The sequence below is a fragment of the Leyella stercorea DSM 18206 genome (assembly GCF_000235885.1).
GTDB lineage: Bacteria > Bacteroidota > Bacteroidia > Bacteroidales > Bacteroidaceae > Prevotella > Prevotella stercorea.
In genome coordinates this window covers 13,425-27,007 of sequence record NZ_JH379471.1, presented here as the reverse complement: position 1 = coordinate 27,007, position 13,583 = coordinate 13,425, and the positions used below count along the sequence as shown (strand labels likewise).

Here is a 13,583-nt window from a genome sequence, read left to right as displayed (position 1 = left end):
AAATAGTCGGCAAGCAGTTCGGCAGGAGGCAGAATTTCTTCCTCTTCTTTTGGGAACTTACACTGATCAAGATTGCAATCCATATCAAGAAGTTGCTGGGCGGTAAAGCAACGAGACTTCTCGTCGTTGTTTTCCGCATCTACTATTTCCTGGCGATTATTCCACCATTCAACAATAGGCTGACAATGCTCAGCTCTCATTGGCTTGGTCTTTGAGAAGTGCTTGTAGCCATCCGGCATATCAAGACGATAGAACCAGATGTCCTTGGTGCAGAATCCTTCTTCTGCTCCCTCTGCCTTCTCATTGTTAAAGAAGAGAATATTGGTGGCAATGCTGGTATATGGAGCAAAGATGCTACCAGGCAAACGAATGATAGTATGAAGATTGAACTCGCGAAGCAGTTTCTCTTTGATGGCAAGCTTTGCATTATCAGCGCCAAAAAGGAAACCGTCTGGCAGGATAACGGCTGCACGACCATTCGCTGCAAGACGATACATGATAAGAACCATGAAGAGATCTGCCGTTTCGCTTGAACTCAAATCAGACGGGAAGTGCTGTTTGATATCGTTCTTCTCGCTTCCGCCATAAGGAGGATTCATAAGAACAACATCAAATTTATCTTCGTCCGTATAGTTGAGCACGTCGCATGTCAAAGAGTTGTCGTGCATGACTTTAGGAGAATCGATGTCGTGCAAGAGCATATTGGTAACGCACAGCATATAAGGGAACTGTTTCTTCTCTATTCCATAGATAGAATCAGCATATTCCTCTTTGTCTTCTGCTGTCTGCACCTTCTTATCAAGGGCTTTCAACCAACTTGCAAGGAAGCCACCCGTACCGCAGGCAAAGTCAGCCATCTTTTCACCGACTTTCGGACTGACGATTTCTGCCATGAAGTCTGTCAAAGCTCGCGGTGTATAGAACTCGCCTGCTGAACCCGCCGACTGCATTTCCTTCAATATTGATTCGTAGATATCTCCGAAAGCATGGCTCTCTTCATAATCTCCGAGGTCAAGCTGGTCGATAACGTTAATGACTTGACGCAGAAGTACGCCATCCTTCATATACTGGTTGGCATCCTGGAATGTGGTGCGAACTATGGCACTACGCATCGGTGTTGAAGGTGTAACCTCCAGTGCTTTGAGAGTTGGGAATATCGTATCATTCACATATTTCAAGAGGTTGTCGCCTGTCAGCGCTTCGCCATCGCCATTGTCTTTAGCCCAGTTGCGCCAACGACACTCTTCAGGAATGAACGAAACGTAATTGTCCTCATCGAACTCCCAATCGTTTTCCTTCTCGTCATATACTTTAAGAAACAACATCCATGCTATCTGCTCAATGCGCTGTGCATCTCCATTGATACCAGCATCGTTGCGCATGATGTTGCGTATGCTCTTTACAAAGTTGTTAAGTGCCATATTTTATTTTATGCTATGCTATTGTTATATATTAAGTTTTCAAGTTCCTTTACCGCAGAGAAATACTGCTTGTTACCGCCAAACAGTTTGGCTATGTTTGCAGGAGATCCCATTTGGCGGAATGGGTCGAGTTTTAATACCATTCTGTTCTCCAACTGTGATATGCCATCATTGGCATACTTGTCAAGCAGTGCTTCGAGCACCTTTCTTGCTTCTGCTCCATATCTGTTGAACACGTCACGCTTTTTCACGTTTTCTGCTCGTTCCTTTCTTGTTAAAGGTTTCTTGCCATAAGCAATGTGGCAGATAAAGTCAAAGTCGTCAACATTCTCCATGTTTCTTTCTATCTTCAGAGCCTGAAGATCGATTCCGCTTTCACGCATCAGGTCGGTTATTTCCGCTTTCTTTTCTGCCGCATTCCAATGGTTTATGAAGTCATCAAGATTTACGTAAGTATCGTTGATATTCTTCCGAGTATAGTCTGTTATGCTTTCTGTTCGCAGAAGTTTTCCGTTAGCGTCATACACTGACACTACCTTGTTTATTACCTCCACCCTACAACCATCTTTATCAACTATAGGCTTTGGATTTGGACGCGGTTTGGGGTCCGGCTCATGAATTATTGTCGGGTCGTCTTTGTATTCAGGATAAGGCTTTGGCTTCTGTTTGCTATAGCTTTCATCAACCTCTATAGGACCATCCCAATCAGGATCGGCAAAAAGTCGTGTGATGTTACGGAAGTCCATTATGGTGAAATGGGTCTTTCCGTCCTTCTCTCTGATTCTTGTACCACGACCGACAATCTGCTTGAACTCGGTCATCGAGTTGATTCGCTGGTCAAGCACTATGAGTTTCACCATCTTGCAGTCTACTCCTGTAGACAGAAGTTTGCTGGTTGTTGCGATGACGGGGTATTTGGATGCAACAGAGATGAAATAATCAAGCTTTGACTGTCCGTACGGATCACTTCCTGTGATACGCACCACGTAGTCAGGATTCTTTCTGCACATATCAGAGTTTTCGTTTACAAGAGCAGTACGCATTCTGTCTGCATGCTCCTCGTCTGCACAGAAAACAATGGTCTTTGCCATGCGATCCGTATTCTTCAGATAGCAGGTTATTTCGTGTGCCACTTCTCTTATACGGTCTTCTATAACGATGTTATAATCGTAGTCCGTATTGTTATAGATGCGGTCTTCTATAAGATTGCCATTGATGTCTTTCTGCCCTTTCGTAGGTCTCCACTCGTCACCAATGTTCGTTGTTATGTTTACTACTTTGAACGGAGCAAGGTAACCGTCTTCGATACCTTCCTTTAAACTATAGGTGTATATTGGTTCGTCAAAATAAGTAATGCTCGACTGGTATTTAGTCTCCTTAGGCGTTGCTGTCATACCGAGCTGGATAGCACCATCAAAGTAATCGAGTATTTCTCGCCAGTTGCTATCGTCCTTGGCGCTGCCTCTATGACACTCGTCCACAATAACCATATCAAAGAACTCTGGTTTAAAGAGCTCTTTGTATTGCTGCTTGCCGCCTTGACCTATAAGTTGCTGATAAAGCGCAAAGTAAACTTCGTAAGCTGTGTTTCCCGGTCCCTTATCTTTCTGATAGCTTACCTTGTGAATAGTCTTGTCCAGAGGCTTGAAGTCCTGCTGAATAGACTGGTCTACAAGAATATTTCTATCTGCCAAGTAAAGAACTTTCTTTACCAAACCAGCTTTGAGAAGACGATATACAATCTGGAAAGCCGTGTATGTCTTGCCCGTACCCGTTGCCATTACAAGCAAGAGACGCTTCTTGCCCTGCGCCACAGAGTTGACCGTTCTATTTACGGCATTGCGCTGATAGTAACGTGGCGGAAATATGTCCCAACCCGTACAGAAAGGCTGGTCGATAACCTTCATTTGGTTATCAGACAAGCCGGCACCGCCGTTGCTTTCAGAGATGAAACGTGCATATAAATCCTCCTTCGTAGGAAATTGGTCCATTGAGAAATAACGTTCTTTGCCCGTAAGGAAGTCGTATTCCTGATAACCCATACCGTTCGAACTGAAAGCAAAAGGAACATCCATCATCTGTGCATATTCTTTTGCCTGCTGCAGTCCATGAGCTACTGCATGGCTTGCGTCTTTAGCCTCCACTATGGCAATCGGTGTTGCACGATTGTAGTAGAGCACATAGTCAGCATATTTTGCTTTTCCACGTGACACCAAATTACCCCTAAGGTTAATCTTGCCATCAGTAAGTTTAACCTTAGTTTCCATAGTTATATTATCAACAGACCATCCCTTATCAACAATGGACGGAGTGATATAACGCAGTTTTATATCTTCTTCAGACAATTGTAGTATATCAATCATAAGCAACTTCCGATAAGTATATATTATAGGAACATGTTACAAAGATACTAATTAAAACCGACAAACCACATTCTTCTATTTCAAAAGAATAAAAAAAGCCTTAGATTGTTGTTCTAACCAGTCTTTCTACTACCCTCTCCACAGATACACCGGCGCATTGCTTGCGCCGTCTTTCTGCAGCACGCCGGTGGCGGTGAGATGCTGCAACCATTTCTTTGCTGCGCTCTCGCGCAAGCCTGCCACGCGCTGCAGGATGCGACGGGTGAGGCAGGTGTGGGTGGTGAAATAGTGGCGGAGGAGCGAGAGGAGCTGCTCCTCCGTGTACTGGCGCGAACGTGAGGAGAAGGCGGCACGCTCGAAGCTGACACCGCTGCCCACCTCGCTGAGCAACGAGCGCTCGGGACGGAAACGGATGTTGCGTAGACGGATATAGTCGGCGCGCATCTTGTCGTCGGGGAGGTCGTCGGGGAGGTCGTCGGGAGCGTCGAGACCTACGGAGAGCGAGAAATAGCCCACGCCGGGGATATGGAAGCGTGAGCCGCTGGCAAGTGCTCGCGCCATATGGTCGCGCAGGGCACTGAACGCCGCACGCACGTCGGCTTTCGTGAGCGAGCAGCTTGCCTGGATGTCGTCCTCAAGTGCATGGTCCGACTGCGGTTCGTGCGCAAATAGGTGTACATACTTCTGTTCCTTTCCCTCGCCCTTGGCATTCTTGATGCCATGAATTTCGTACTTGATACTCATAGTTGTGTTTTTCGTTTAGATTATCATTAATGTGTTTCTGCGTCCAAAGTTACAACATTGCGCAAGCGATTGCAAGTATCGGGTAGAAAAAGTTGTGCTGTAGTGTTCTTTTTCCTCAACTTCTATTGCATGAAAGTAGTACATTTACGACTTAAAACATCATCAAAAGTCATCGTGCTCCGAACGCAATCCGATCGGACGGCGAACGCAATCTGATCGGGTGGCGGACGGAAACTGATCGGGTGGCGTACGCCGTCCGGTGTCTGAACATAATGTTTGGCACGACTTAAGCAGCACTTTTAGACTCTTTTCACAAAACTTTTACAAACAGAAATGCAGGGGTCTTAGGGATAATCTGTATCTTTGCATCAATAATATACAAGCTATGAAACACAACAGAATCGCGATGATGGCGTTCATCCTCATACAGTTGTTCGCCGGAGCAAGCCAACTGAAGGCGCAGTTCAGAATCGTAGACGAGCAGGACGGCAAGCCGGTAAGCGGAGCGTACGTCTTCAGCAGCAAGGGCACGCTGCTATGTATAAGCGATGCCGACGGAAATGTGAAGCTGCAGGAAGGTATGGTGACGATCAGCAACCTCGCCTACGAACCGCTGACGGTTGACGCTGCGAAAGAGAAGGGCACGGTCTGCATGAAGCCGAAGGCATACACGCTGCCGGAAGTGGCGGTGGGCAAAGCAGAATATGTGAAGCTGAGCGGTGCCTTCAGGGACATCTGCCGTAACAACGGCAAGACGATTCTATATCGTGAGGGACTCGCCGACTTCTACATAAACATAAAGACGGGCAAGGCTAAGCGACGCGTGCGTGCTTGCCGACAGTACGAACTGCCTACGCTGCGCCGACTCTTCAACTTCAACATCGCCATACTGGGAGAGGCGCGCTCGTTCGACATCTCGCGCATCCGCTTCATAAGATGCGACTCGGTGAGTGGCACAAGTGGCGACTCCACATTCTACAAGTCGCACTATAGGGGGACATCTGTCGACAGCGCAATCATCTACCTCAACTCTCACCGTAAGGGGGTCTACCGCTTCATCGTCGACGGCACGAAATACAACCGACCGGTCAGTCTGCTGTTGAGCGTGAAGACGCATCTGTTCGACTGGACGTTCTCAAGTCTCAAGAACTCGTGGAGTTCTCTGCTCTCCTACCGACGCGTGTACAATTACGACTACCGCCCACTACCAACAAAGGCGCCCATTGCTACGGAGGAAATCAACGACTTCGTGACAACAGACGTAAAGACCATGACCAAGGAGGAGGCGAAGGCGGAGCTGAAAGACCACAGCGAAACCGACCAGTTCGCCCTACCCGACTGTCTGCCAGCTATACCATACGACGTGGCTGCGGAGACAAAAGACCTGCTAAAGAAGAGCTTTTGGGAGATGTAGACGTGATATATAATTAAAAGTAACAATATAGTATACAAAGAAAACCGACCTACTTATGAGAATAACAAAGACCTTGGCAGCTGCGCTGCTCTCTATCTGTTGCTCCACAGCCAACGCCCAACAGGGCGCATGGAGCGGCGACCTCAACGTGATGGGCACAAAGCTGCCGCTGGTGTTCAACTTCTCGGCTGACGGCTGCACGCTCGACTCGCCGGCGCAGGGTGCTAAGGACATCCCGGCGCAGAAGAGCGTGGCGGAGGACGGCACGATAAAGGTGACGGTGGCGATGATTGGTGCTACGTTCGAGGGCCGAATGGAGGGCGACTGCATCAACGGCACGTTCGCGCAGGGCGCACTGCAGCTGCCGCTCACGCTGAAACGGGGCGCGCAAGAGATGCGCAGACCGCAAACGCCGGTGGCACCCTTCCCGTACAAGCAGGAGGAGGTGAGCTTCGAGAACGCCGGCTTCCGCTTCGGCGGCACTCTCTGCACGCCTGCCAACTGCACCAGCGAAACGCCCGTAGTGCTCCTCGTGACGGGTAGCGGACAGCAGAACCGCGATGAGGAGTTGTTCGGACACCGACCGTTCGCCGTGATTGCCGACGCTCTGGCACGCAACGGCATCGCCTCGCTGCGCTACGACGACCGCGGATGGGGCGACAAGAGCACCGACTTCAGCCGTTTCACCACCGACGACTTCAAGCAGGACGCGGCTGCTGCACTGCAACTTCTGCGCCAACGCTTCCGCCGTGTGGGCATCGTCGGACACAGCGAGGGTGGCACTATAGCTCTGATGCTCGCAGCCGAGGGCAAGGCGGACTTCATCGTGTCGCTTGCCGGTATGGCGGCGTCGGGCAGAGAGACCCTCCTGCAGCAGAACCGACTCGCGCTGCAGGCGGCTGGCGTGGCACCCAACATGATAGAGAACTACTGCAAACCTATCGCCAAGGCGCTCGACGAGCTGGCTGCGGGTAAGGCTGTAGAGGAGATTAGCGATGCCGATGTACCCAACGAGATGAAGCCGGTGTTCAAGAAGACGCTGCAGCAGGGCAACTCGCCCTACCTGCGCCATTTTATAACACTCTGCCCCTCTGCCCTACTGCCGAAGATAAAGTGCCCCGTGCTTGCACTCAATGGCACGAAGGACACGCAGGTAGACTGCACACAGAACCTCACAACACTTGAGAAGGGGCTCACCAACTGCCAGCATGACATCAAGAAGGTGGAGGGCGTGAACCATCTCTTCCAGCATTGCAAGACGGGCATCGTCATGGAGTATCAGCAGATAGAGGAAACGATGGCGCCGGAGGTGCTGGAAATAATAACAGAATGGATAAAAACAATATGAACGAAACACTAAATGTACTTGAAACCCGCCGCAGCGTGCGCGGTTTCGACCCCGAACGTATGCCGTCGGACGAGCTCATCGAGCAGGTGGTGCGTGCCGGAGAATATGCCCCTACGGGCAGAGGTATGCAGTCGCCACGAATAGTGGTAGTGACAAACAAGGCAGTGCGCGACAAGCTTTCGCAGCTCAACGCCGAAGTGATGGGCGTAGAATCGGACCCGTTCTATGGTGCGCCGGTGATAATACTCGTGCTCGCCGACCGTGCTCGCCCTACATATATATATGATGGTTCACTCGTGATGGGCAACCTGATGAACGCAGCCCACGCCGTAGGACTGGGCAGCTGCTGGATTCACCGCGCTCACGAAGTGTTCGACTCCGTTGAGGGCAAGCTGCTGCTCGCCTCATGGGGCATCGAGGGCGACTACGAGGGCATCGGACACGTAGCGTTGGGCTATGCGCTGAAAGAACCCGCCGAGGCGAAACCAAGAAAGGATGATTATACGATTTGGGTAAAATAAAAAAAGAGGATGTATCAAAATATCCTCCCACAGATTTCACGAATATACACAGATGGTTAGGTTGCGGAAGTACCCACGAAATTCACGGAATCCACAGAAAATAAGGATGCTATGGTTAGCCAATCTGTGTGGATCTGTGACATCTGTGGGAGAATATACTCAGCAATCAGTTCTGTGGATTCTGCGAATTCTGTGGGAGGACAATAGGATGCGTGAAATTTTGACACGCCCTCTTATACAATAGTTAGCTGAGCTTCTCGTCCGACTCTTCCGACTTCTTAGAAGCAGTCTTGCGAGTAGTAGCACGCTTGCGCTTCGGCTTCTCCTCTGTAGTTTCAGAAGCAGTCTTAACGCCTGCCAGTTCAGGGTCGATCATAATACGACCGCAGTACTCGCACACGATAATCTTCTTGTGCATCTTGATGTCGAGCTGGCGCTGTGGCGGAATCTTATTGAAGCAACCACCGCAAGCGTCGCGCTGTACGTAGACGATACCGAGACCGTTGCGTGCATTCTTGCGGATGCGCAGGAAGCTTGAGAGCAGACGCGGCTCAATCTTTGTTTCCAACTCGGCAGCCTTAGCCTTCAACACTTCCTCCTCCTCACGAGTCTCCTGCATGATCTCGTCAAGCTCATTCTTCTTCTCAACGAGTGCCTGCTGGCGGTCGGCGATGAGGTCGTTGGTGTGAGCGAGCTCGCGCTTCTTTTCCTCAACCTTTACGTTAGCCTCCTTAATCTTCTTGTTGCAAAGCTCTATCTCAAGGCTCTGGAACTCTATCTCCTTGGTCAGTGTGTCGTACTCGCGGTTGTTGCGCACCTCGTCAAGCTGCTTCTTGTAGCGCTCTACGCTCTCCTCAGCCTCTGCTATCTCGCCCTGCTTCTGAGCGACAGCCTGCTGGAAGCTAACGATGTCGCCCTCGATGTGCTCCACACGTGTCTTCAAGCCTGCAATCTCGTCTTCAAGGTCCTGTACCTCAAGAGGCAACTCGCCGCGCAATGCGCGCTTCTCGTCGATAGATGAGAGAGTGGTCTGAAGCTGGTAGAGGGTCTTCAGTCTTTCCTCTACTGAAATTTCTGATTCCTTTTTTGCCATAGTCTTTGATATTTTAAAAATACATTATCGGATTTGTACATGTGTCGGCGATGAAACACTTCACGCCCTCACAACTGTTTTCTATTATCTCGCGGAATATCTCGCTCGTGAACTGCTCGCTCTGATAGTGGCCTATCACCGCTATCTGTATCTGCTGCTCGCGTCCGAAATACTCGTGGTAGTGCATCTCGCCCGTTACGAAGGCATCGATGCCGGCATTCGCTGCGTCGTCGAGAAGGAACGAACCTGAGCCGCCGCAGATTGCCACGGTGCGTATCGGGCGGCGCAACAGCTCATTTGCCTGCACACACTCTACACCGAACACACGCTTGAGCAGGATGATGAAGTCGTCGGCAGCAAGCGGTTCGGCAAAACAGCCTACAACGCCCGAACCGTACTCAACGCCGTTCATCTCCTTCGCACTCATGAAGCGCACGTCCTCGAGGCCCATCTTCTCGGCTATCTTGTAGTTGACACCGCCCTTCGCATTGTCCATGTTGGTATGGAGCGAGAGGATGACGATGCCCTGCGCAAGTGCCTTCATCACGCAACGCTGCACATAGTCCTCACCGGTGAGGCGAGAGAGCTTGCGGAAGATGAGCGGATGGTGCGATACTATGAGGTTGCAGCCCTTCTGGGCAGCCTCGTCGACGATACGTTCAGTAACGTCCAGACACAATAATGCCCCTGATACTTCCGCCTCTGTCAATCCAACTTGCAAGCCAGCATTATCCCAACTTTCCTGCAAGGGCAGAGGCGCGAAACGTTCAAGGGCTTCAATTACTTCCTTTATTTTCACGCTATTCAGCCTTATGTATGTCGATAGAATATCTATTTAGAGGTACAAAGTTACGATTTTTTTGGCAAAGCAACAGCTCTGCACCCTCTTAATTAGAATATTTTAACGACATACATAGGAGGGTATGGCATCCTGCCATACCCACGCACCCTTCACAGCATCCTGCCATACCCACGCACCCTTCATAACCGCTATACTTAAAAAACAGCGTGACTACGGCAAGGATGCCGTAGCCTCCTACCGTTACAACTGTACGCTCTCGATGCGCAGCTTGACGAGTCCGGCAGGCACGCGCACCTCCACAACGTCGCCAGCCTGCTTGTTGAGCAGTGCCTGGGCTATAGGCGATTTGATTGATATCTTGCCCTCGGTGAGGTTCGCCTCATGCGGATTGACCACCATATACTTCATGGTGCGGTTGTTGGCGATATTCGTAAGCTCGATGCGGCTGAGCAGTCCGACGCGGTCAGCCTGCAGGCGTGAGCGGTCGATGACACGTGCGTTCTCAAGCACCTTCTGCTTGAAGCGTATCTGTCCTAACAGTCTGCCCTGCTCGCGCTTGGCAGCATGATATTCGAAGTTCTCGCTAAGATCGCCCTTGTCGCGTGCCTCTGCAATGGCATCGCGCACACGCGGCAGTTCAACGAGTTCAAGTTCGCGTAGTTCGGCTACCAGCTTGTCGTAGCCCTCTTGTGACATATATTCCATTATAAGTTTTGAGTTTTATCAAATATTCCAGTCGTCGGGATTGCACGTTGCCTCCACTTTGTTTTCAATATCATCGGGCAGCGCAGGGAAGAAGTCGATGCCCGTGATGCGCTCCACCTCGTCAACCGAGTTGGCATAGTCGCCCTTCGGTCGGTTGCCGTCACCATTCTTATATATAAAGCCGATAGCCTTCGGTTCGCCCGTCATACAGAGCACCACCTTGAAGAAGGCATCGGGCACCGAGACACGGTTCTTGCCGATGGTTTTCTTGCTGTTCTTGTAGAATATCGGACCGCACACGATGTAGAGCGCACCGTCCTGCTTAGCCCACTTGCGGCACGCTTGCTCCATCTCGTTCCAGTCGCCACGGTTCAGTTGCGGTGCCTGCGGACAGATGTTTGTGAAGAGGAACGACTCGTCCATAGCCTGCGCGCTCCATTTGTTGTCGTCAGCCGGACACATATGACCACGGTCGTAGCCCGAACGCACATAGTCGAAGTCGACAGCGCGCGGCTCTGGCACATCGGTGTCCTCATGAAACTTCGCATCGCTGCGCTTGCTGCTGCCCGTAAGGCGTTCCGCGGTGAGGCACCACGCCACCCAGTTGGGCACACGGCGATTGCTGTTGTACGACACGGTGTAGCCCGTGCGGTGCAGTATCTGTTCGGGTACCGATGTTAGGCGCGCCGGAACCTCCAAGTCCTTGTACTCAGCAGTCGCAGCAGTGGTTGCCGACGACTTCTTGCTGCCGGAAGAAAGGCTACTCTCGCCCACTCCGTCAGCCGTCGTATTCTCAACTATGCCTATAGCCGCCTTACTCTCGGCAAGCTTTGCGTCCATGCGCTTCGCCACTTCGCCGCAAGAGCAGAACACTGGCAGAAGACAGCACGCAACAAGTATTGTTCGTATTTTATTCATTTTAGATTTTTGAATTATGAACCCAACATTTCCTTCAGACTCTCCACGCGCCACAGCCGTTCGTGCTCATACTCCTCTGTCTTTTCGTGCGCCCATATAGTATGAAAAGGCACATGAACAGCGTAGGCACCAATCTGCAATGCAGGAGCGATGTCGCTTCGGAAGCTGTTGCCCACCATAAGCAGTTCAGCAGGCGACACCTGCAGTTCGGTGCAAAGATTATGATAAGCCTCCTCCGTCTTGTCGCTCACGATGCTGACCACATCGAAGAAAGGTGCAAGTCCCGAACGGCGCAGCTTGTTCTCCTGGTCGAGCAGTTCGCCCTTGGTGAAGACAGCCAAGCGGTATCGACGTGCGCCATGCTCATCAGTCTGGTCGTGCAGATAGCGCAGAGTCTGCTCAACGCCTTCAAGCGGTGTGGCATCAATGTGAAGCAGACTCTTTCCCAACTCCACTATTCTGCCAATGATATCGCCAGTTACTGTTCCACGACTCACCCTCACCGCATTCTCTACAAGCGAGATTGTGAAAGCCTTGCAGCCGTAGCCCATGTCAGCCATGTTCGCTGTCTCGGTAGCGAAGAGAGCCGCTGACACCTCCTCCTTGCTTCCCCACGGGGCAAGCAGACGGCAGTACTCATGTTCCACCGCCTCGAAGTGGTTCTGCAACTCCCAAAGCGTATCGTCGGCATCGAAAGCAATAGCGCGTATGCCCTGCAGTTTCTCGTGCAGGGTTGCGCAATCAGTATTGTTCATCATTTACTAATTATCGTTCAGCGTTTACTTCGTGTTTTTCATTCGTCCATAAGCGTCGAGCGAATAGCGACGCGCCACTTTCACAGCCACCACCGTAGCCACAATCGACGAGCAGAACACGCCGAACAACAGTAGCACGAAGAGCACTACCGCATCAACTACCGTCATTCCGCCCATAATCATAGCCCACATCATAACCGCACCTGCGCCCACGGACGTGCCACCTACCATAGCACTGATGCCACGCGTGACTGCCTGTTGCACAGCACGGCGTGTGAGATAGCCCAACGCCTCGTGATGCGTAGCGCCGTTGCCAAGCATATAATAGTAGAACTGGTTGTGATGACGCAGTCCGGCGTAGTACATAGACAACGCGCGAGCCAACACATCAGGCGTGCCTGTGAGCAATATAGCAAAGACAGGCAGTAAGAAGCGTGCACTGAGAGCCCCTAACGAGGTGATGTTGACGAGCGACATACCCACGCCCGTAAGCATGGTGCCGACGAAGAGTCCGGCTATAGCAGGAAGCACATACGACGTAGAGCGCAGACGCGCCTTCACTTTCACCTCTATTGCCGAGTAGAATAGCATGATGATGACGAACACAATGTCGAGTGCGATGCTGTCCCACTGCACGAGCCAATAGACAATGGAGCCTATGATGCCCACTCGCAGTGCCATAGAGAACAGACCTTTCATCATCTTGCCCACCATGTTCACGCCTGCCATTCCCATCACTACGATGGGTATTATTATGAAAATGACACCGAGTGTCAATGCTATCCAAAGATTTACCATAGCTTAAATTGTTTGGTTTATAAGTTAACCCTTTTATTGCACACAGCGAGCAGAGTCTGATCGCCGGTTGCTACGATCAGCGCAACGCCTTCCGACCGCTTCTGCATGATATAGTCAGCCACGAGTCGGCATCCTACTTCGTCCTGTCGCGATGTGGGGTTGTCGAGCAACAACAGCTGACGTTCGAACATACCAACGAGCGTAAGCGACGCTCGCTGAGCCACCGCCTCCTCCATCTCGTCGAAGCCCTTCTGCATACAGTCGTCAGCAACGCCAAGGCGCATCAATTCAGCTGCCACCGCCTTTGCCGAATAGGCATAGTCGGCATTGACTTTTAGGGCGAACTGACTCTTCGCCACCTCCTGCACGGTGAGCCCCTCAAAGTCGAGCGAGTCGGGCTGATAGGCGATGAACTGGCGGAAGTAGGTGCCCGTAGTGGCTGTGACGGGCTCTCCATCGATGCTCACCCACCCCGATTTAAGCGGTCGCATACCAAGCATAGCGAGCTGCAGAGCCTTGCGCGACTCTGTATTGCCCGTTACGGCAACCGCATCACCTGGCTGAGCCACGAACGAGACATCACTGAAAAGTGTCTCCCCACCCTTCACCGCCGTAGCATTCTTAAATTCAAATATCATCGTTGTTTCGCTTTCTTAGTTTCATTATAAAGTACAAAAGTACAGAAAACAATTGTAAACAGG

The 13,583-nt window shown here is 51.0% G+C and carries 13 protein-coding genes; 3 read left to right on the top strand and 10 right to left on the bottom strand.

What is annotated here, in order from left to right; translation table 11 throughout:
• The 3 genes from HMPREF0673_RS12225 to HMPREF0673_RS12215 all read right to left on the bottom strand — a co-directional run.
• A partial coding sequence (locus HMPREF0673_RS12225; protein ID WP_007903043.1) for a type I restriction-modification system subunit M occupies positions 1 to 1,421 on the bottom strand: 1,421 nt, incomplete at its 3' end.
• A gap of 8 nt (positions 1,422 to 1,429) precedes the next feature.
• On the bottom strand, positions 1,430 to 3,784 hold the full coding sequence (hsdR, locus tag HMPREF0673_RS12220) for an EcoAI/FtnUII family type I restriction enzme subunit R (protein ID WP_007903042.1): 2,355 nt from the start codon (positions 3,782 to 3,784) through the stop codon (positions 1,430 to 1,432).
• 129 nt (positions 3,785 to 3,913) lie between these two features.
• A complete protein-coding gene (locus HMPREF0673_RS12215) occupies positions 3,914 to 4,528 on the bottom strand; it encodes an HU family DNA-binding protein (protein WP_007903038.1) in 615 nt (204 codons plus the stop codon).
• A gap of 385 nt (positions 4,529 to 4,913) precedes the next feature.
• Here HMPREF0673_RS12215 and HMPREF0673_RS12210 point away from each other — a divergent pair, with 385 nt between their 5' ends.
• Genes HMPREF0673_RS12210 through HMPREF0673_RS12200 form a run of 3 tightly spaced genes read left to right on the top strand, consistent with a single transcriptional unit; the run spans position 4,914 to position 7,811 of the window.
• Positions 4,914 to 5,942 carry a peptidase associated/transthyretin-like domain-containing protein gene (locus HMPREF0673_RS12210; RefSeq protein ID WP_007903033.1) on the top strand — a complete coding sequence of 343 codons (1,029 nt, stop codon included), beginning with the start codon at positions 4,914 to 4,916 and terminating at the stop codon, positions 5,940 to 5,942.
• A gap of 55 nt (positions 5,943 to 5,997) precedes the next feature.
• Positions 5,998 to 7,290: an alpha/beta hydrolase gene (locus HMPREF0673_RS12205; protein WP_007903031.1), complete on the top strand. Its 1,293-nt coding sequence runs from the start codon at positions 5,998 to 6,000 to the stop codon at positions 7,288 to 7,290.
• Entirely contained in the window at positions 7,287 to 7,811 is a 525-nt protein-coding gene (locus HMPREF0673_RS12200) for a nitroreductase (protein ID WP_040596988.1), read from the top strand. The genes HMPREF0673_RS12205 and HMPREF0673_RS12200 overlap by 4 nt, the downstream gene beginning before the upstream one ends.
• A gap of 244 nt (positions 7,812 to 8,055) precedes the next feature.
• On the opposite strand, the gene HMPREF0673_RS12195 is transcribed toward HMPREF0673_RS12200, so the two are convergent.
• From HMPREF0673_RS12195 to HMPREF0673_RS12165, 7 genes are all read right to left on the bottom strand, one after another.
• Positions 8,056 to 8,904: a zinc ribbon domain-containing protein gene (locus tag HMPREF0673_RS12195; protein ID WP_007903027.1), complete on the bottom strand. Its 849-nt coding sequence runs from the start codon at positions 8,902 to 8,904 to the stop codon at positions 8,056 to 8,058.
• A 13-nt stretch (positions 8,905 to 8,917) separates the two neighbouring features.
• A complete protein-coding gene (locus HMPREF0673_RS12190; RefSeq protein WP_083825722.1) occupies positions 8,918 to 9,712 on the bottom strand; it encodes a Nif3-like dinuclear metal center hexameric protein in 795 nt (264 codons plus the stop codon).
• 234 nt (positions 9,713 to 9,946) lie between these two features.
• Entirely contained in the window at positions 9,947 to 10,411 is a 465-nt protein-coding gene (gene greA, locus HMPREF0673_RS12185) for a transcription elongation factor GreA (RefSeq protein ID WP_007903025.1), read from the bottom strand.
• An 18-nt stretch (positions 10,412 to 10,429) separates the two neighbouring features.
• Positions 10,430 to 11,329, bottom strand: a complete 900-nt coding sequence (locus HMPREF0673_RS12180; protein WP_172633667.1) for a DNA/RNA non-specific endonuclease — start codon at positions 11,327 to 11,329, stop codon at positions 10,430 to 10,432.
• Positions 11,330 to 11,343: 14 nt separating this feature from the next.
• On the bottom strand, positions 11,344 to 12,087 hold the full coding sequence (locus HMPREF0673_RS12175) for an HAD family hydrolase (protein WP_007903022.1): 744 nt from the start codon (positions 12,085 to 12,087) through the stop codon (positions 11,344 to 11,346).
• A 21-nt stretch (positions 12,088 to 12,108) separates the two neighbouring features.
• The gene (locus HMPREF0673_RS12170) at positions 12,109 to 12,882 is read right to left on the bottom strand and encodes an ABC transporter permease (protein ID WP_007903017.1); all 774 of its coding nucleotides are present in this window, start codon (positions 12,880 to 12,882) and stop codon (positions 12,109 to 12,111) included.
• A gap of 17 nt (positions 12,883 to 12,899) precedes the next feature.
• The gene (locus HMPREF0673_RS12165; RefSeq protein ID WP_007903015.1) at positions 12,900 to 13,520 is read right to left on the bottom strand and encodes an ATP-binding cassette domain-containing protein; all 621 of its coding nucleotides are present in this window, start codon (positions 13,518 to 13,520) and stop codon (positions 12,900 to 12,902) included.
• Positions 13,521 to 13,583: the final 63 nt, after the last annotated feature.